Genomic DNA, 19,268 nt, shown 5'->3' with positions numbered 1-19,268 from the left:
ATGCGCAGCGGTCCCGCGTACTCCATCACCGCGTCCGAGAGCGTCAGCGGATCCCCGGCTCGCAACGCAGGTGTTCACCGCGGCTCGTGGTGAAAGAGAGCTCCGCGAGCTCGCTTCGCAAAGGGGCCCGCAGCACGTTCACCGTGCGCCCCGTCTCATCGATGATCTCCAGCGATCCATCGAGCCGCTCGACACGCGCCTGGCCATTGTAGAACGGCTCCACCATGGCGAACCGCTGAGCATACGCAGGCTGCCCGCGGCCATCCACGTGCATCCACCCCCGCTCGTCGCGGGCGCGCGCAAAGCCCTTGTGGAACACGTCCAGGTCGAGATAACGGCGACCGTGGACGAGCTCGCCGCGCGCATCGATGTGCGTGGAGCGGCCATCCTCGCCCTGCGCGACAGCGGCGCCGTCGCGGTAATCGCCCGCGTAGCGCCACCGCGCCGCATACAGCGGACGCCCGGCCTGATCGATGTGGCCGTAGAGTCCCTCGCTGTCGCGGACCACGCACCGGCCGTCCTGGTAGTTGCCGCACCAGGAGTACCGCTCTGGATAGAGCTCAACGCCATCCGGCAGGATGTGATGCCAGCCCTCGGGAGCCGAGACGGCGGCGCGCCCTTCATAGAAACCGAAGGTCCTCTCGAACCTCCGCGCATAGGCGGGCTCCCCGCGCGCATCGATGTGCCAGGCCGTGCTGCCGCACCGCACGGGCGAGAGGCCCGGGGCGTGGAACGCGAGCACCTCCTCGAAGCGTGCGGAGTAGAGCGGCTCGCCGTCCACGAGGTGGTGCGTCCTCTCCGGGGCGACCCGGGCACGTCGCCAGTCGTTCATGGCTCACCGGCCGGCCGCCGCATGTTGCACCCAAGGCAGAGCGCACGGCTCCGGTAGGTCTTGAGCATCCGCAGGTAAGGCTCGCCGTTCCATATCTCCATCAGCCCCGCCTCGTGGAGATTGCCGAAATCGCCGAGCGTCCTGCGCTCCGCGTCGGGCGCGCAGCACGGGTCGAAGCGTCCCTCGGCGCTGATCCACACCTCCTGGCCAAGAAACGGGCAGCGACCTCCCGGGGCCAGGTCTTGGGGGGCCGACTCGTCGAGCAGGAAGATGTTCTCCAGCAGCACGTGCTTGCCGTTCGGCAATGCGCGCTCCGACGCCGCCTCTCGCGCGGCCAGCACGGCCTCGTTCCAGCGCCGGATCGCCGAGGCATCGCGGCGCATCGAGAGCGGCTTGATCTCCTCGAAATGCGCCCACAAGTGATGTCCCTTGACGCGGTCAACGCCGAGGCGGATCGCGAGCCGCACGATGTCGGCGAGCTCGGCGACGTTCGCCTCCAGGAACGTGAGCTGGAACGTGACCCTGCAGCGGTTCCCGCCGTCGGCGGCGTGCGCGTCGCGGACGGCGATGAACGCCTGCACGTTCTCGAGCACGGCTTCCCAGCGGGCTCCAAGCATGATCAGCTCGTGCGTCTGCCGCGTGGCCCCGTTCCAGGAGATCTTCACGTCGGAGGTGATCGGCACCAGCCGTTCGGCCCATTCCCGGGCCCCCCGTCGCGGGAAGGTCCCGTTCGTTGTCAGGTTGAGCTTGACCCCGTGCTCCCGGCAGATGTCGACGATCTCGTCGAAATGGTCATACAGGAGCGGCTCGCCCATGGTGGAAGGGATCACCTCGCGGAGGCCACGGCCCGCCGACTGGGCGATCACGCGACGCACGAGCTCGATCGGCATCAGCCGGCGCGGCTTTCCAGCAGCCTTCCGCGCCTCCTGCAGAGGGCTGTAGGGCGAGTGCTCCTCGCACATGATGCAGCGGAGGTTGCAGGTGTCCGGGTTCGTGTCGAACGTGATGCGCCACGGCCCCTGGCCGGGCTCGATCCGAGCGGCGTCGCGGCGGGCGATGACCTCGGCGTAGATGCGCTCCATCGCCTCGACGTGGCCTGCAAGGTCGGGCACGTGTCCGGACTCGGACTGCGCGTACCCACGCTGGCCGAGGCGGCGGGCGAGCGCCGGCTCGTCTGCGAGGCGCTGCATCTGGCGCGACATCGAGGAAGGGTCGCGGTGCTCGAAGAGGAGGCCGTTGACCTCGTGGTGCACGTACTCGGCCATGCCGCCGGCGTTCGCGGTGATCACCGGCACGCGCGCCTCCAGCGCCTCGTGGATGACGAGGGGTGAGTTCTCGACCCAGATCGATGGCACGACGATGCAATCGACCCTATCGAAGACGTCGCGCACGATATCCTCGTTGCGGTACTCGGGCAGCCACTCCACACGAGCGGCCGCGTCGCCCGGCAGCCTCTGCGCGATCGCGCGGAGCGCCTCGGTGTCCTGCCCGCGCGGTCGACCCCAGATGCGGAGCCGAGCGTCTCCCCTCACCTGGCCAAAGGCCTCGAGGAGCTGGTGGATGCCCTTCGCGGGGATGTGCGTCCCGATGTACCCGAACGTGAACGGCTCCCCCGGGGTTCGGGCGCGCCCGACGAGGCGGGAGAGATCGAAGCCATAGTCCAGGTAGACCAGCTTGCGCTCGGGCAGACCGAACGCCTCCCGGTACCGGCGCTCCAGGTAGCGCGCGGGCGCGATGAACACGTCGACGAGATCGGCCATCTCGCGCGCGTGGCGCATCCGGCGCGCGACCCAGCCTGTCCAGTAGGCGACGTCTTCCTCGCGCTCGTCCGGCGCGCCCGAGAAGAAGCGCGCGTAGCAGCGCTCGGCGCATTTCCGGTCCTCCTGGCCGTCGCACGCCGCCCACAGATCGTCCGGGTTCGTTGGGTGCGTCTGCATGAACTGCCCGCGCGGGCACATTACCCAGTAGTCGTGCAGCGTGTACACGATGGGGATCCCTCGCCCGGAGGCCTCCGCGACGAGCGAGGTCGAGAGGTGATTGAGGTGGCCGATATGGACCACGTCGGGACGGAGTCGGTCGCAGAGCTCGGCGAAGCGCTGGTCGACGCCAGCATGCCGGTAGCCGTCTCGAACGCGCGGCGTGTTGACGAGGTGGAGCGAGATGCGCGGATCGTCGGTGTCCTTCTCGTGGCGGAGCGCATAATCCGGCGCGAACGGGTCCTCCTCGCGCGTGAAGACGTGGACCTCGTGGCGGCCGGCGAGCCCGCGACAGAGCGTCTGCGTGTAGACCTCCGAGCCCGCGTTGTAGCGCATGGGATAGCCGTGGATGACCTTTAGGATCTTCATGAGCTCTCCTCGATACGGCCGTAGGATTCCAGCTCTCGCCAGAGATCGCGCCGCTTCAGCCCCATCTCGCGCGCTTCCTGACGGCCGAGATCCGCCTCCCTGCGGACGCCGGCGTGATCGCCCTGCGCCGCGCAGAGCCGCGCGCGGAGGGCATGAAGCCACGGGACACGGACGCGGTAGCGTGTCTCACGGAGGAGCGCCTCGGCGACATCAAGCTCCTTGGCCGCTTCCGTCAGCATGTTCTCGGCGAGGGCCACACGGGCGGTGATGAGCGCCGCGTCAGCTTCGATGAGGAGGAAACCACACCCTTCGAAGATCCGCCGCGCTTCAGCGAGATGCCTCCGGGCATGGTCGGCATTCCTGTCTGCCCAGAACAAGGCACAATCAAGGTAACAAGGCGGCAGGTGGTCCCACCGACCTGCATCGCGAACGATCTGCGCGGCCTCCTCGAACCGCTGCATTGCCTCGTCCGTACGCCCCAACGCAAGGGACGCCCGGGCTAACGTACGCATGGACAGGCCGCGATTGAGCAACGAGCTGGCGCCGGGATCGTCACTGTACGCCAGCTCGACGGCCAGGACCGCGCGGTCGTGGGCGAGCTCCACCTCATCGAGGTCGAGCAGCAGCACGGCGTGGTTCGCGAGCGCGTAGTGCTCCATCCCCACGTGGCCAGCGATCTCTCGATCTCGGATTTGCTCGATCTCCTCGAACGCGGCGTGGGCCTCGTGCAGTCGGCCGAAACGGTGCAGCAGGTGGGCACGGAAGTCACGCGCAATGACGCGAGGACGCAGCTTGCCAGAAGCATCGGCGTGGCGCACCGCGCTCTCCACGCACGCGATCGCCTCCGTGAGATTGCCTCTCAGCGAATGCACGGAGGCCAGGTTGCGCACGGACTCTGCTGCTTCCGCTATGAGACCAGCGCCGTTCGCTGTCCTGACGGCGTGCTCCAGGAGGCGCACGGCGTCGAATGTCTCGCCGTGCGCGCGGAGGAGCACACCGGCGCTGTTCTCAAGCCAATGGCGCTGCGCGGGGGCGAGGTCTCCCGTGACATCAAAAGTTCTCCGGTCGAAGAAGGCGAGAAAGGCGCGGCGGTCTTCCGCCACGGTGCCGTGCAACTTGAGGCTTCTGTGACGCTCCCCTTCACGGATACGGTCGTGCAAGACCTCGAACGACTCGGACCATCGATGGGCTTGAAGGCCGTGTGCGACCGCTGCATAGAGCGGATCGAGGTCCTCGCGGCGGACCGTGCCGTCGCTTGCGCGAGGAGACAGGTCGCGAAACCAGTCGAACAGGCGCTCGTGCGCGGAGCGGACCCCCGCGGGATCACTCGCTTCCAGCCGGTGTCGCCAGAAGCCACGCATGAGGGGATGCTGATCCCAGGCGTCCGTTTCGGTCTTCAAGAGGAGCGCGGTTTTCTCGAGGCGTGCGCAGATTCGCCGGAGCTGCTGGAGCGATGCTTCGCCGAGCGCCGAGGCGAAGCCGGAAGCGCCTGCCCGGGCGCCGAGAGCGGCGAGCGTGGCGAGATCGGTGGGCCGCTCGCAGAGCGCGACGATGCCGAGCACGGCGCGCTCCTCGGGCTTCAAGCGTTCTTCATAGAAGGAGAGGATGCGCTGGATCCGGCCGCCGTCGTCGATATCCTCCGCGCCGAGATCGAGACGGTCGGCCACGACGACGTCGCCTCCGTGCGCCTCGTTCAGGTAGTCGCCCACGAGGGCGAGCGAGAGGGCGTGGCGGCGCAGGCGATCGGCCAGGCGCCCGAGCTGCTCGTCGGACCCGCGCACGCCTCGGCTCCGCAGCACCTGGACGGCGGACGCGCGGTCGACGGGGCCGAGCTGGATGCGGCGGACGCCGGCACCTTCGAGATCGAAGGGGGGACGCGTGGTGATCACGCACAGCCCGCCGTACATCTGAGATGCCAGCTCGCGAACGAGGATCCCCATGTGCCTGTCGATCAGCTTTCCTCGGGCGTCCTGCAGCGGCTCCAGCCCATCGATGACCACGATCGTCCGGCGATCGCGCACGCGCCGGACCAGCCGGCTCACGTTCTCCATGGGATCTGCCGAGGGTGTCTCTCCGATCGAAGCGAGCAACACGGACACCGCCGCCGACGCAGACGGCGCTCCCCCGCCGTCCTGATCTTCGATGGAACAAGAGATCACGGCTTCGACCCCGCCATAGACCGGTTGCATGCGGTCGAGCCAGGTTCGGACGAGCTGCGTCTTGCCGGCTCCCCCCTCGCCGACCACCACGACGACTTGGACGGCGTCATTCACGAGCGCGTCATCCAGCGATCGCTTCTCCTGCTCGCGGCCCACGATCTCCCGTTCAGGCGGAGGGAGGCGGCCGAGCGCGACACACCTCGGACCGAGTCGAGCCGCCCGCAGCGCCTCGCCGACGCGACGCGCGATCGCGACGAGGGCTTCGCCGGGGTCGATGACGGTCGCCACCGCGGGATCCAGGATCGGCCCGAAGCGACGGAGCACCAGGTCTTGGTCGTCGACGCAGGCCCTCCAGCGCACGAGCGAGACTTCGGCGCGCCGCCGGTGAGCGAGGGCACGATGAGCGACGCTGCGCCATGCGGGCCAGTCGAGCAGTCGCGCAGAGACAAGGATGACGACATGGGTTGCCGCACGGAGGCGCTCGTCGATCCCGTGCTCCACGTGTTCGCCGCCCACGAGGCAAGAGTCCAGCACCTCGCCACCTTCTCCGCGGCACACCTGCTCGATGTGAGGCCGGAGAGCCCTCGCGCCGTCGTCGTCGTCCGGGCAGTGAAGCAGAAGCAGCTGCATGCGGACGAGAGATTCGCACGGAACACACGCGGCAGGACACCCTGCCGTGCGTTCCGTCCCCTGCGCAAAGACCTCGCCGGCTTCGTTCGAGAAGCGTGCCTGCTCGCTGCACACCCGCTCGCCTACCAGCGCGACGTGATCCCAGCCGAGTGCCAAGGTCCGCCGGCGGAGCGACGACAGGACGTGCTTCGACCAGACGACGGCCGGGCGGCTCGGTCAGGCGCGACAGACCGCGCCGCGTCGAACCGCTGGCGAGGGTCCGATCTCGGAGGCTTCGTGGTACAGGAACGTCCGCTGCCATGCCGACGAGTCCCCTCAGCCCGCTCAGCTGGCCCGTGCGCGAGATCGCCCGACTCGAGCGCGGCGGCCTTGTACCTGGAGACGTCGTGATCACGCGCATCTACATCGACAACTTCCGCACGCTCGTCAATTTCGAATGGAAGCCGGGGAAGCTCGCCCTGCTGCTCGGCGAGAACGGGTCCGGCAAGTCCTCGGTGATCGATGCCTTGTGGGGCATCCGCGCGCTGGTCGCGGAGCAGGGTGAGCTCCGGCGCTGGTTTCCCGGTGTATCTCGCGCGCGGGTGGGACGGTGAGTGATCGCGCGCAGTTCGTCGTCACGGCTATGTCGTCGCGAGCTACCCTCGCGAAGTGAAGGCGTTTCGCAGGCAGAACGCCAGCGCCTCGACAGGGCTGGTCGCGCACATCGACGCGGACCCCACCCATACGGTCGCCGCGCGCAGCTCGCGGCGGAGCTGCTCGGCCCCAGCTCAAGGCCCGAGCACGTCGAGGAGGCGACCGAGATCCGGGCAGCGGCTCAGCACCTCGGCGCGTCGAGCCGGGCCTGGCCTGATCCGAACGCGCAGGAGATCCTCGTCGTCGCGCCCCTTCTTATAGCGCCGCTCGGAGATGATCTGGAATACCCGGTCCAGACACTCCGCCGGCTTGCGGTACTGGACTGCGAACTCCTCGGCGCCGAGCGTCGCCGGAGGAGGGACACACCTGTCCAGCAGCGCTTGAACCTGTTCGCGGCGACCTTCGGCGTGCTCGAGGAGGGCGTCGGGGCACGCGACGAGCAGACTCTCCTTGTTCCAGCGGATACAGCGCACGTACAACCTCGACGACTTCTCCTCCGAGAGCGCAGACTCTCGCACGAGGTGGTCTTTCCATGACGCCTCGAAGGCGATCACCCATTGGTGCAGCGCTGCGCCGTCCCCTCCGGCGGACGCTGGCCGCGCGCCCGGAACGAGGTTTTGCGGCCTGTCGGCGTCCGCGAGGCAAACGACGCGATCGGGCGGGAGCTTCGTCTGCTTGAGCGGCGTCCGCAGGAGCCTGGGCGCCTCGTGCACGAAGTTGCCGGTGCCGCGGACGGGTCTCCCCTCCACGATCATCTCGGGAAGACCACGGTCTCTGCGCATGGCCTTGACGAGCAGGTGCAGCTCTTCGTGGTAGTCGTCCTCGTAGGCGATGACGATCGATCTCACGACACGGACGTCCCGTCTCGAGGAGGCGACTCCAGCATGCCTCGGGCGCGCAGCTCCGACAGCGAATATTCCTTGAGCCAGGCGTCGAGCAGCTCGCCGTCGAGCGTCTCCACGGTGACGCCGGCGTCGCTCGAAAAGCGCGTGATGCCGAGCGACGCGGCGGGGTCCTCCAGGTGATCGAGCAGGCGGTCGGCGTGCGTGGCCGCCAGGATCGGGGTCTTCTCCGCGCGCGACTCCATCACCTTCACGAGCCGCCGCATCGCCCTGGGGTGGAGGCTCCGCTCCGGCTCATCGAACGCGATCAGCGCGGGGCTGTCCGGCGCGTGCAGCGCGGCGAGCAGCGCCAGGTAGACGCGCATGCCTTCGCTCATGTCGTCGAGGTAGAGGGTCGCCCCCGAGCGCTTGTCACGCCACGTCAGGGTGATCACGCCTCGGCCGGGCCCGGGAGGGAATCGCATCTCCTCGCACCAGGGAAAGACGGCCTGCAGGTCGGCGAGCAGCGCGCTCCACGTGTCCGGGTATTCCTGCGAGAGGGTGTGGAGCGCGTTGAGGAGGTCGCGCCCAGACCGCTTGATGCGGCGCGTCCGCTCGACGGGCCGAGCGCCGATGGGCTCGTGCGCGCCCTCAACGCCGTCGGGGGCGGCGCCGAGGGCGAACGACGGATAGAAGGCGATGCTTTGCAGTGCCTCCTTGACGTGCATCGGCGTCGGGTAACGCACCTCGTCCGAGATGGCCGCGAGGCTGGAGTTCGTGAGCATCGCGCTGTCCGACTCCACCGGGGCCACGACATCGTTCTTCCTCGTCTGGACGTTGGCCGCCCAGGACGCGGCGCCGCCCTTCAGCGCGATGAACGGACGCTGCTCGAAGCCGTTTTTGTAAACCCGGACTTCTTCGTCGAGGACGGTAGGGCTCGCCCGGACGCTCCCGAAGCGGATCATGTATTCGACCGGCGCCCTCTCCCGCTGAAAGACGGGCGAGCGCTCCGAGAAGCGGGCAAGCAGCTCGATCTCGGTGCTCGTCCCGGCCCAGGCGACAGCGGCCCATCCGCCCCGATCGAGGATCGCCCGCCCGGCCCGCCCGCCCGCGGCCGCGCAGATCATCGCGACACCATCCAGGATGGAGCTCTTGCCGCTGGCGTTCTCGCCGATCAGCACCAGCGGTTTGCCTGGAGGCAGCGAGATCTCCACGTCCTTGAGCGCGCGGAAGCCTTGGATGCGGATCTTCTCGAGCATGGCGGCGCTCGCCGTCTATCGCGCGGATACGGTTCGTCGTCCAGATCTCATGCACGCCGAAGCCACCGGGACGGGCCCAGGACCCCCACACGCTGCGCAGCGGCCGATCGCTCGGAGCGCCGCCGACGATCCGTTCGCCGCGTTCGACGAGGCGTCGAGCGCCTCGCAGGACGGGGCGGCGAGCGACCGCGGGTCGCAGGCCTCCTCGGAGACCGCCGCGCAGGCGGCTGCCTCCGGCGCGAAGAAGCCGTGGTTCGCGCTCCTGTGGAACCTCACGGAGACCGGCGCCAGCGTCGACCTCGAAAAGCGACGACCGTGTGGATGCTGACTACACCGCCAGCCACCGCACCGTCCCCGCGATGTCGAGCAGAAAGCTCTCGACGACCTCCAACGCGAATCTCTCGGGGAGGCAGTCCTGGAACTTCGATAGCCGGTAGCCCGGCAACCTGGCGAGCACGGCCTGGCGCAACTCGGGTGCGTCCCAGAAGGCCGATGACGACATCCTGCCGATCGTCCCACGAACGCTCTCGTGACCGATCCCGTCACCCTCGATGCGAAGCTGAAAGTTGTCGGCAACGACCTTCCAACCTTCCGCGACCTCAAACCCGTACTTGAGCGTGTGATTCACACGGCCTCCCGCGAAGGTCCACCAGCGGGCGACGCTGCCGTCGGTCTGCACCGCGTGGCCCGCTCGCCGGAGCAGGTCGCCCAGATCTGCTCGCTTCTCCTCGATGTGCTTCATCCCGCGCTCGTCGACGTACGGGTAGCGAACGGCCTCCGTGAGCACCCGCTTCATCCTCTGGCACAGCTCGAACCCGAGGAGCTGCGGGATGAACCCGCCCCAGCTCGGCTTCACGCCGGCCGGCGCTTCGCGAACGACGACGACGCGGTCCCCGTGGCGCACGCGCTCGACGGTCCACGCACGGCCGCCGAGCAGGAACGAGCTCATCTGTTCCACGAGCCGATCCACGAAGTCCTGTTCGAGCGATCCGAGGTCACGCCCCGCACCCGTCACGACACGGTAGAGCACCGGCGACGAGAACACGGCGTACAGCTCCATGAAGTTCTTCTTGCCGTACGCCCGTTCGGCCTTCTGTCCCATGGACAGCAGGCCTCCCGCCTCGAAGAGGAAATCCTGCTCCTTCATGTGCCCGACGACCTCGTCGAACTCGGTCCGCGTGATCGACCGGAAATCGGGGGTCTTCTCGAGCTGCTCCCAGCAGCGCTCGGCGCTGATTGCGCCATATTGGAGCGTCATGGCGAGGAGCTGGTGAACCAGCACCGGCCAGCACCGCTCGTGCTTGGCTACCCGTTCGACCCAGCCTTCCCGGGCCAGCTCGATCAGCGCGACCGCCTGGAGCACGGCCTCGGGATCCTCGCAGAGGAACGTCGTGTTCGCGACGGTACCCGCCCGGCGGCCCGTTCGCCCCATGCGCTGCATGAACGATGAGACCGAGCTCGGGGCGTTCGCCTGGAACACGAGGTCGAGGTCGCCGACGTCGATGCCCAGCTCGAGGGTGGACGTGCAGACGATGCAGGCGTTCGTCCCATGCGCGAACCGCTCCTCCGCAGCCCTGCGCTCTTCCAGCGATACGGAGCTGTGGTGAACGAACACGTCGATGGACCGCCCGCGCATCCGCTCGGCGACGCTCTCTGTGAGCGACCTCGACGGGCAGAAGAAGAGGCTCTTCTTCCCGGAAGCGCGAGCCGCAGCCTCCACGGCCAGGCCCGCAACGCTGTCGTGCAAGCCGACGAAGAGGTCCCGCTTGGCCGGGATCTTCGGCGGATCGACGACGACGCCATCGCGCCTGGACGAGCCCGCAAGCCACGCGAGGATCTCCGTGGGGTTACCCACCGTCGCGGACAGCCCCACGCGCTGGACGTCGTTCTGGCTCGACGGAGCGAGCCTCTCGATGACAGACATCAGGTGGGCGCCGCGATCTGTCCCTGCGAGCGCGTGGATCTCATCGATGACCACGAGGCGGAGCTCTTTGAACAGTCGCTGCACCGGCGACTTCGGCGAGACGAGCATCACCTCCAAGGACTCCGGCGTCGTCATGAGGATCTCCGCCGGCTCCTTGATGAACCGCCGCTTCGCCTGATCGGTGACGTCGCCATGCCAGACGAAGCGCCGGAGCCCGACCATCTCGGCGTACGTGCCCAGGCGCTCCTCCTGGTTGTTGAGGAGCGCCTTGATCGGAGCGATGTAGATGACGCCCACGCCCTCGGGCTCGCGCTCGACGAGGCTCGCGAGCGCCGGGAACATCGCGGCCTCCGTCTTTCCGCCGGCTGTCGGCGCGAGCACCACGGCGTTCTTCCCGTCGAGGATCGCCTCGCCCGCCATTTCCTGGACGGGCCGCAGGCTGATCCAGCCCAGGCGGGACACGATGGCCTGCTGGAGGCGGGCGGGGAAGCGCGCGAACGCCGTCATGTGTGACCGCAGTCCTCCGCTCAAAACTCCACGGATGCCACCGGATAGCCCTTCTCGTCGTCGGGCTCCGGCTGGTATTCGTAAGGTCTCTTTCCCTCCGACGCGCGCTGCTCCTCGACCGTGGGCTGCGGCTCGGGGAGCGATGCGTCGGGGTTCTCCGCCACGGTGTCGAAGAGGTTCACGAGCCGGCGGAGGAACTGACGTGGAACGACGCCGACGTCTCCGCCGAAGCCCCGGCTCACCTCGTCGACAAGCGACTCGATCCGCTCCGGCGTCACCTTCTGAGCGACGATGTTCGGGTCGCCCATCGGGTAGAGCTGCTGGAGCCGGAGGCCGACGTCCTTCAGGCGGCCCTTGTCGAAGGGCTTCAGCTCCAGCTGCGGCTGGCGCATCGTGACGAGACCGCCCTCGTTCAGGAACTGGATGCGATCGTGGAGCGGTTGCAGCCCCGCGACGCCCCGGCGCGCGTCGAAGAACTCGGGCGTGCCCGTGAAGATCCAGAGCAGCCCCTTGTAGCGATCGGCCGCGTCGATGATCTGCCGGACGCCGTTCAGCGACTTGCCGCGCACGTCCTGGCGCATCCGCAGGATCGTCTCCGCCTCGTCGATGACGATGACCAGGCCGTTGTAGCCGGCGGCCTTGACGATCTCCAGGACGCCCTGGAGGTACGCCATCGCGTCCTTGCTCGCGATGTCGCCCTTGATGCCTGCCGCCTTCTTCTCGGACGCGCTGACGTTCTCGCTGCCGGAGAGCCACGACAGGAGCGCCCCCGCCTCGCGCACCTTGCCCGCCTGCTTCAGCTTGAAGACCTCGCGCAGCACGCGCCCGAGATCCTCGGGCGCCTTGCCGCCGGTCATCGAGGTGATCTCCTCCTCGATCCGCTTCTGGACCTTCTGATCGAAGTCGGGCGCGCGCTCGTCGGCGCCTCCGTCGATGAGCGCGTTTTCGACCTTGGCGATCCAGCGGTCGATGATGTCGCCCAGGGCGCCCCGCGGGCACGAGCTGGTCCCCAGCTCCTGGACGACCTTCCGGTACACGTCGTCGAACTTGTGAAAGTGCAGGTCGTTGTCCGAGACGACGACGAAGCTCGTGGCGAATCCCCTCGCCTGCGCGTCGAGCAACGCGAGCCGGGCCATGAAGGTCTTGCCGCAGCCGTAGCCGCCGCGGAGGAACTTGAAGACGCCCTCGCCCGACTTGGCCAGGTCGAGCAGCCGGCCGATCTCCGCCCGCTGCTTCTCGATGCCGACGGCGAACGCCTCCAGGCCGCGCTCCGGGACGACGCCGGAGCGGAGGCGCTCGAAGATGTGCTCGCGGTCTCGTTGGCTCGTCATCGGTCACCCTCTCGCACGTAGCGCTTGCCGCCTTCTCCAGGCTCGATCCGCACCTTGAAGGGGAGCTTAGGCAAGTGGGTCTCGAACTCCAGCGAGAACCTCCGGAAGGCGCGGGCCGATCCGAGGAGGTTCGTCACCTCCGGCTCCGTTACCACGCCGTGCTTCTCGATGTGCAGGAACACCTTGCGGATGCCCTCGTCGGCGATCGTGCTCGCCCACCCCTCCGGCGCGGGCGGCGGGATCGTGGGCGGCTTCGTCCCGCGGGAGGTGCCGCTCACCGCGTACCACCGGTCGGGCGTTGCGCCGTGGACCTTCTCGGTGCTGTCCGGGTGGTACACCTCGACGCGGACGCGCTCGTCGGCGGGGCCTTCGAGGCCGAAGAACACCTCCGTCCAGGCCTCGCCGACGGTCACTTGCAAGCGCCCGGGCCTGAGCGACGACGGCCCTGCCACGTCCTTGATGATCACGCGGATTTGAGGGCGGTCGGGGACCCGGAGCGCCAGATCGACGGCCCGCGCCGCGGCGAACCCGAGGCTCGTCGTCGTCTGCCGGGCGAAGCCGATCCGCAGGCGCAGCCGGTGGAGCCCCACCACGTCGTCCTGGGGCTCGACCTCCACGGCGTACTCCGCGTAGCCGGCCTGCTCGGCGCGCTTCCTCGTCACCGTGAGCACCGGGATCACCCGCTCCTGCGGGCTGTTCCCGCCGTGGACGAACGAGGCGCCGGCGTTGCCCGTCGCGAAGACGGCCGTGTCGTCCCGGAAGAGCAGGTAGCCCGAGATCCCCTCGTACCCGAGCGACGAGACGGACACGTTGACCATGCCGGCCTCGGCGCGGGGGTGCTCGTCGAGCACGTGCCTCCGCTGCGGATCGCTCTTCTTGCCGAACGGTCGGACCTCCGTCGTCTCGTCCTGGAGGAGGAAGCCGTGGTCCGCCGTGAAGACGCAGCTCTTCACGCCCGCGAGCTGAAGGTGGTGCCAGGCGGCCTTGATCTGCCGGAGCGTCGACTCGAACGTGGGGAGTCCGACGTTCGCTTCGCCCGCGTCGTCGATCTCCTGGGAGTGGACAACGATGAGCTGGTGCGCCTTCACGCTCTTCGTGAGGGCCGCCGTGCTGTCCTCGCAGACCTTGGCGAGCGTCAGGCGGAGGGCGGGCTTGCCCGCGCTGCGCATCCCCATCGCGCGGGCGCGATCCTCCGGATTGCGCACCGTGAACTCGCCCGTCTTGAAGCCCTGGAAGCTGCCGGCGACGGTGAGCCGGTCGCCCTGGGCCACCGGCGCGAGGACGTTCATCCCCACGGCGGTGATCGTCGGCAGCTCGGCGAGCCGGGGTTTCAGGTCGACGACGGTGCCGGCGCCCTTCAGCTCCTCGACGAGCTCGGTCGCCATCTCGTAGCGGAAAGCGTCGATGACGAAGACCGCGACCTTCTCGCTCGCGAGCGTCAGGGGGTGGACGACCTGCTCGAAGAGGCTCCGCTGCCGCAGGTCGGCGGACGGCAGGAAGCCGTGCTCCTTGCAGAGGGCGGCGAAGTCCTTCGCGAGCTGGTCGGCCCAGGCGCGGTGGGCGCGTCGCAGCTCGGTGGCCACCTCGCGGAGGGCGCCGTAGTGCGGCAGGCGCGAGTCCAATAGAGCGAGCCGACGCTGCTCGAACCGCCGGTGGGCTCGGTCGACCTCGAAGGCGGACGCGGCGTACCGCTCGACGGCCTCATCGAGGCTGCGGGCGCCCTCGAACGGCCTCGGGTGGCGCGCGAGCGTCTCCCCGAACTCGGCGGCCTCCGCCACGAGGCTCCACGCCCACCGCCGGAGCTGGTCGCGCTGGAGCCAGAACGACCGATCCCCCTGGCGCACCTCGCACCAGGCCTTCGCCTTCGACCACGCGCCGGCGCGGAGCGCGTCGACAGCGCCCGTGAGGACGCGGTTCTCCTCCTCCTGGAACGTGTCGATCTGCCCGAGGTCGTCCGGGGTCATCGCCGCGAGCTCGTCGGCGAGGAAGCCCTCGACCTCATCGGCCATCCGGGCGTAGGCCTCCGCGCTGTCCTTGCGGAGCTGCGCCGCGAGGTCGCCGCACGCCTTCACGAGCGGGGCCGACAGGCTCCGGAGGCGTCGCAGGTGCTCGTCGTGGGCGGGGCGCCGGAGGTCGTTGACGTACTCGACCGCGAGCACCCAGCCGACGAGCTGGTGGAGCAGCCGGTCGAGCTCCCTGGCCTCTCGCTCGCCCGCGTAGAAGGCCTCCCAGGCGTTGTCCATTCCGGTGAGCTTGTGGATGTAGCTCCGGAGGGTCGCCATCTCCTCGGGGCCCGACACGCGGGGCGCGAGCGCGCCGGGCTGCGCGAGGGCTTCGGCGAGCATCCGGGGGCCGAACTCGTCGAGGGCGGCGGCCAGACCGAAGGTGCTCTGCGAGACGGCCGAGGTGAGCCAGGCGTCGGCCTCCTCGAGCGTGGGCTGCTTCGCGACGAGCTTCTCGATCTCGGCGGGGGCGAGGCACGCGGCGGCGGCCTCGCGGATCAAGGTGTCGAGCGCCTTCCGGAACCGGACGCCCGGCTCGTACAGCTCCAGGACGGGCGTCTTGCGGATCGTGTCCTCGTTGAAGCCCGGCATGTGGATGAGGAGCGGCTGCTTGTCGAGCCCGCTCCCGAAGTGCTCCAGGTGGAAGAGCAGGTCGAGGAAGCTGCCGCGGAAGCCGACAACGGGGAACGGGAACTCGCCCCTGGCTTGCCTCGCCGCGAGGTCGTCGACGAGGCGCGTGTAGTGGGCGTCCTTGTCGAGCCAGACGACTATCCCCTGTCGGCGGAGCTCGCCGAGGACCTCTTGCTCGATGGCGGCGGAGACCGGGCCACGCCCGGTCGTGGAGGGGTCGCGTGGCTCAGTCATCGGGCTCCTCCGGGGCGTTCTCGTCCTGCTCGAACAGCGGACCCGCGCCGCCGTCGTCGTCTGCTGTGGCCGACGCCGCGGTCTTCTTTTCGCGGCGCTTCAGCTCCTTGGCCAGGATCTCGCGCGCCTCACGGTCGTGCTCGGCGAGGAACTTGGCGCGCGCCGCGTTGGAGGCGGGCTCGTCGATGATGAAATCGGGGCGAATCTCGTCCTGGAGGCGGAGCTCCCAGGCGTAGGCCTTCGCGGGGTGCAGCTCCCAGAAGCATTTGTGGGCGACGGCGAGCGAGGGGTCGTCGTGGCACTTCTTGCGCACGCGCGCCGGGAAGTAGCGGGCCGCGAGGTGGGACCAGTCGTAGTCCTTCTTCCCCTGGGCGGTCGCCAGCTCCTTCCACCACTTCTTCGGGTCCTTCCACTGCGGCTCCAGGAGCGGCCAGAGGGCGGCGCTGTTCACCATCACGCCGTCGTCGAGATCCATGACGTAGCGGGCGTCGACCTCGCGCTTCGGTGTCTTGTCGTCCGGGGGCGGCGGGCCTTTCTCGGCGATCTCGGTGACCTTGGTGATGAAGTCGTTCAGCTCTTCGACGAGCTTCTGCACGTCGGTGAAACGCCGCTCGGCCTTGCCCTTGTTGGCTCCGGAGGCACGCGCGGTGCGGAGGTCGTCCAGCTCGCCTTCGAGGCGACGCTTCGTTGGCACCAGATGATCGGCGAGCAGGACGTTGAGCGTGTCGTCGGCCCAGCGGTGGATCGAGATGCAGGCGACGAAGCTCTTCTTCGCTGAGGATAGCGGGAAGTAGATCGGGCGGTTCTCGTAGAGCTTACGGTGGTAGTCGAAGAACGATTTGCGGAGGTAGGTCCGGAGATCGTCACCCTCGCCGATAGGTGCTCCGTGCTCCTTCCATGCCGCAATGATTGGCGCACAGGGAGTTTGGTCAACGCTGTCACCTCCCTCGGACGAAACGAAGACTATGCCGCTCGGCAGCGAACCTGCGGGCGCTACGTCGAGGATGCCTTGGCCGTTCGCTTCGAAGCGACCGAGGGCAACGCCGACGGCAAAGGAGACGGGGGCCTCCGGGGCGGGCGGGTCGTGGACGGGCTCGTAGGGAGGGAGGGGGGAGCCCTCCGGGCGATCGACGGCGCGCTGGGCCCAGTCCTGGGCGTGGCGCCAGGGGGACGGGCCGGGGCGGCGGAACTCGACGGAGGGTTCGCGGTGGGATTCGTGGTCGGTGAACGCGCGGTTGATTATCCTGTAGATCTGGTCGGAGTGATGAATTCGAAAGACAGGAATTCGCTCGACGTCGCCCAGCTCAAAACCAATGCCTGGATTCAGTGACTGTGCAACTTTTTTTGCGGTGGCGCTATTGAGGAGACAGACCAAGTCCTCGGTGTTGTCGACTAGTACGGATGATCCCTTATTGCCAATGATGCTGGGGACACGGTGTGCGCGTGCCCTGAACGTGTTCCCCACTTGAGAGAACGCGATTCCGCCTCGTAGATGAATCGCTGGATTCCTTAGGCGAACACTGACGGACACTTCTGCGAAGCATTCTATTTCAATAGCGCAATATCGCCAGTTGATGACGGTTCGCGCTGACTCAAACCACGCGGCGTCCTTGCCGCCCATAACGAACGGTAGCCACTTTCGCTCGCTTCCTATTCCAGTCTCGAACGCAAGCCTCGTGAACCTGACGTCGTTCCCCGTAACAACGCCCTTTCTGATAGGGAACAATTGTCCCAATTTCGGCGCCTTACCATACTGATCGAGGAATTCCTTCCTCCACCAGTAGACGATCGGTTCGCCATCGATGACCTCGAACCCACGCGGGTCGAACTCATAGCGTCCGACGTGGACCAGAACAGCCGCCCGTTTTCGGTTCGTCCGCTGGCGATCATAGGATCTGTCATCCAGTGGAGTTGGCTGCATGGCGACGCTCGCGACCCGTGGATGGGGCGCCCGACGGAAGATGGGGATGCAGACAGCCAACACTTCGTTGGGCACCTCATCGAAGGCGCCGCGGTCGAAGTCACCGATGGATCTGAGGTCATTCGTTTTCAGGAGATGCTTGCGGAGCTCGGCGAACTGGCCAAGGAACATCCATCCACGCATGGTGAGGAGCGCCGACGCTCCCCCGGGTCGTGCGAGTTCCAGCCCTCGCTCCAGAAACGCAGCATAGAGATCCGCCTTGCCCTTTGGGTACGTCGCCACGACGTACCCGAGCGAGTTGGTCTTCGAGAGCCCCTGGTACGGCGGATTGCCCATCACGATGTTGTAGGTGCCCTCCTTCGCCATCCTCACGAACCGGACCCCGGCCGCGAGTTGCTCTCCGTCGAGGCGAAGCCCGAGATCCCCCGACTTCGAGTGCTTCGCGAGGAACTGCTCCAGCTTCTCGAGAACCGTCGCTTTTGCTACCCCAACGGACAGCTTCACCTGCTGCGCCGGGAACCCGCGGAATAAATCCCCCTGGCCGTGGCTCCGCTCGAACTCCAGCTCGACGTCCCTGATGGCCTCCTCGACGGCGGCGTCGACCTTCAGCAGCGAGCCGAGGTAATCAACACCGGCCAGCGATGTGAGAAGCCTTGTGGTCAGCTCCTCGGGGATCCCCACGTCGCGCTTCAAATCCCTCCGCAGCGCCACGATCGCGGGGTCGTCGGCCGGCAGGTTCCCCAGCTGAAGGACCGGCGCGACAAGGTTGACCCTCTTCGGCCGGGCCGCCTTCGCGAGCGACCTCGCCTTGAGGTACAGCCCCGCCGCCGCGATCTGGATAGCTCGGGAATCGATGTCGATCCCATAAAGATTGTTCTCCAGGATCGACTCCGCGATCTCGCGGTCCGTCACCGTCGTCCCGAGATGCCGTGCCTCCTCGCGGTAGAGCGCAGCGAGCAGGTCGAACGCGATCACGAGGAAATGCCCGCTTCCACAAGCGGGGTCGAGGATCTTGATCGCCCGGACCGACTCCGGCGCTTTCTCGACCGCATCGTCGGGGATCGGCTGCGGCACATAGTATTTCCAGTGCTCCTCCAGCTCCCCCTCGATGGGCATCAACGCATCCAGCGCCACCTCCCCGGCCTCTCTCCTCTTCCGCCACTCGGCCCTGCGCGCATCGAGCACCGGCAGGACACGCTCGGCCTCCGCCGTCCACCCTCGCTTCTTGCACATCGCCAGCCACGTCAGGCCGAGGCTGTTCTGCAGCAGCCACTCGACCATGTAGCGCTCGGTGAACATCTGCGTCTTCGACGCGATCTCGTGCGGCTCGATCTTCCCCCCGCCGTTGATCTTCGCGTCGAGCGCCTCCCGGTCCGGGTCGTTCCAGTACTGGTAGACCCACCCGAGCGTGGTGTCGTCGGTCCACGCCGACGCGAGCCCCGGCGCGTCGAGCCGCTCGATCACGTCCCGCAGCGTCGCCGCCGGGATCGGGAACAGCCGCGTCAACCCCACCTCGCCGAACACGCCGGGCAGGTCGATCGCCAGCTCATCAAACACGAGCTCCAGCAGCGTCCCATACCCCTCCGTCGCGTCCGTCGTCCCGTCGGTGCAGAGCGTGGGCGCGAACTCGCGGAACTCGCGGTATCCCTTGCTGTTCCACCCTCCGGTGACGACACCTGGCCTGGAGAGCCCGAGGGCCTCCAGATGGCGCAGCAGGACGAGCCGGTTGACGGCGGTCGCCGCCGCCTCCTTCTCGGCCTGGGCGAGCAGGCGCTCCTTCGTCGCCTTCAGCTCGGCCTTGTTCTTCGGCTTCGCAGCCCGCGCGCGCTCGTCGATCCACGCCTCGATGCGCTCCCGGCGCCTCCGGTGGGCCTCGTCGAGGCCGGCGTCCCCGATGGACACTGCGAGCCGGTAGCGCCGGTCGGCCTCGTCGTGGATGGCGCGGAGGAGCCGCGCGCGGATGCCCTTCTCGGGGTCCTGCGCCGTCCCTCGGATCGTCTCGGCGAGGAGCTTCTTGGCTTCGGGGGTGAGCGGCATGG

At 68.1% G+C, this 19,268-nt stretch carries 11 protein-coding genes; 2 read left to right on the top strand and 9 right to left on the bottom strand.

The genetic code is table 11. From position 1 onward, the window contains the following. Window positions 1-43: 43 nt before the first annotated feature. Genes WMF44_RS17425 through WMF44_RS17415 form a run of 3 tightly spaced genes read right to left on the bottom strand, consistent with a single transcriptional unit; the run spans window position 44 to window position 5,966 of the window. On the bottom strand, window positions 44-832 hold the full coding sequence (locus WMF44_RS17425; RefSeq protein ID WP_437300237.1) for a WG repeat-containing protein: 789 nt from the start codon (window positions 830-832) through the stop codon (window positions 44-46). After that, a complete protein-coding gene (locus WMF44_RS17420; RefSeq protein WP_437300236.1) occupies window positions 829-3,177 on the bottom strand; it encodes a glycosyltransferase in 2,349 nt (782 codons plus the stop codon). The genes WMF44_RS17425 and WMF44_RS17420 overlap by 4 nt, the downstream gene beginning before the upstream one ends. Continuing rightward, window positions 3,174-5,966, bottom strand: a complete 2,793-nt coding sequence (locus WMF44_RS17415; protein ID WP_437300235.1) for an NB-ARC domain-containing protein — start codon at window positions 5,964-5,966, stop codon at window positions 3,174-3,176. The genes WMF44_RS17420 and WMF44_RS17415 overlap by 4 nt, the downstream gene beginning before the upstream one ends. A 299-nt stretch (window positions 5,967-6,265) precedes the next feature. On the opposite strand from WMF44_RS17415, the gene WMF44_RS17410 reads away from it, so the two are divergent. Beyond that, window positions 6,266-6,559, top strand: a complete 294-nt coding sequence (locus WMF44_RS17410; RefSeq protein WP_437300234.1) for an AAA family ATPase — start codon at window positions 6,266-6,268, stop codon at window positions 6,557-6,559. Window positions 6,560-6,733: 174 nt separating this feature from the next. Here the strand turns inward: WMF44_RS17410 and WMF44_RS17405 are convergent, their stop codons facing one another. Then, entirely contained in the window at window positions 6,734-7,447 is a 714-nt protein-coding gene (locus WMF44_RS17405; RefSeq protein WP_437300233.1) for a hypothetical protein, read from the bottom strand. After that, window positions 7,444-8,679: an AAA family ATPase gene (locus tag WMF44_RS17400; RefSeq protein ID WP_437300232.1), complete on the bottom strand. Its 1,236-nt coding sequence runs from the start codon at window positions 8,677-8,679 to the stop codon at window positions 7,444-7,446. Before WMF44_RS17400 ends, WMF44_RS17405 begins: the two co-directional genes overlap by 4 nt. 49 nt (window positions 8,680-8,728) lie before the next feature. Between WMF44_RS17400 and WMF44_RS17395 the strand changes: the two genes are divergently transcribed. Then, a complete protein-coding gene (locus WMF44_RS17395) occupies window positions 8,729-9,007 on the top strand; it encodes a hypothetical protein (RefSeq protein ID WP_437300231.1) in 279 nt (92 codons plus the stop codon). Here WMF44_RS17395 and WMF44_RS17390 read toward each other — a convergent pair whose 3' ends face one another. From WMF44_RS17390 to pglX, 4 genes are read right to left on the bottom strand one after another with little or no spacing between them, the layout of a single operon-like run. Beyond that, a complete protein-coding gene (locus WMF44_RS17390; protein ID WP_437300230.1) occupies window positions 9,008-11,110 on the bottom strand; it encodes a DEAD/DEAH box helicase in 2,103 nt (700 codons plus the stop codon). A gap of 20 nt (window positions 11,111-11,130) precedes the next feature. Beyond that, a complete protein-coding gene (gene brxD / locus WMF44_RS17385) occupies window positions 11,131-12,441 on the bottom strand; it encodes a BREX system ATP-binding protein BrxD (protein ID WP_437300229.1) in 1,311 nt (436 codons plus the stop codon). Further along, the gene (gene pglZ, locus WMF44_RS17380) at window positions 12,438-15,308 is read right to left on the bottom strand and encodes a BREX-6 system phosphatase PglZ (RefSeq protein WP_437300228.1); all 2,871 of its coding nucleotides are present in this window, start codon (window positions 15,306-15,308) and stop codon (window positions 12,438-12,440) included. The genes brxD and pglZ overlap by 4 nt, the downstream gene beginning before the upstream one ends. Then, the gene (pglX, locus tag WMF44_RS17375) at window positions 15,301-19,266 is read right to left on the bottom strand and encodes a BREX-6 system adenine-specific DNA-methyltransferase PglX (RefSeq protein ID WP_437300227.1); all 3,966 of its coding nucleotides are present in this window, start codon (window positions 19,264-19,266) and stop codon (window positions 15,301-15,303) included. Before pglX ends, pglZ begins: the two co-directional genes overlap by 8 nt. Window positions 19,267-19,268: the final 2 nt, after the last annotated feature.

The sequence above is a fragment of the Sorangium sp. So ce426 genome (assembly GCF_051475585.1).
Lineage (GTDB): Bacteria > Myxococcota_A > Polyangia > Polyangiales > Polyangiaceae > Sorangium > Sorangium cellulosum_B.
This window is presented reverse-complemented; position numbering and strand designations above follow the sequence as displayed.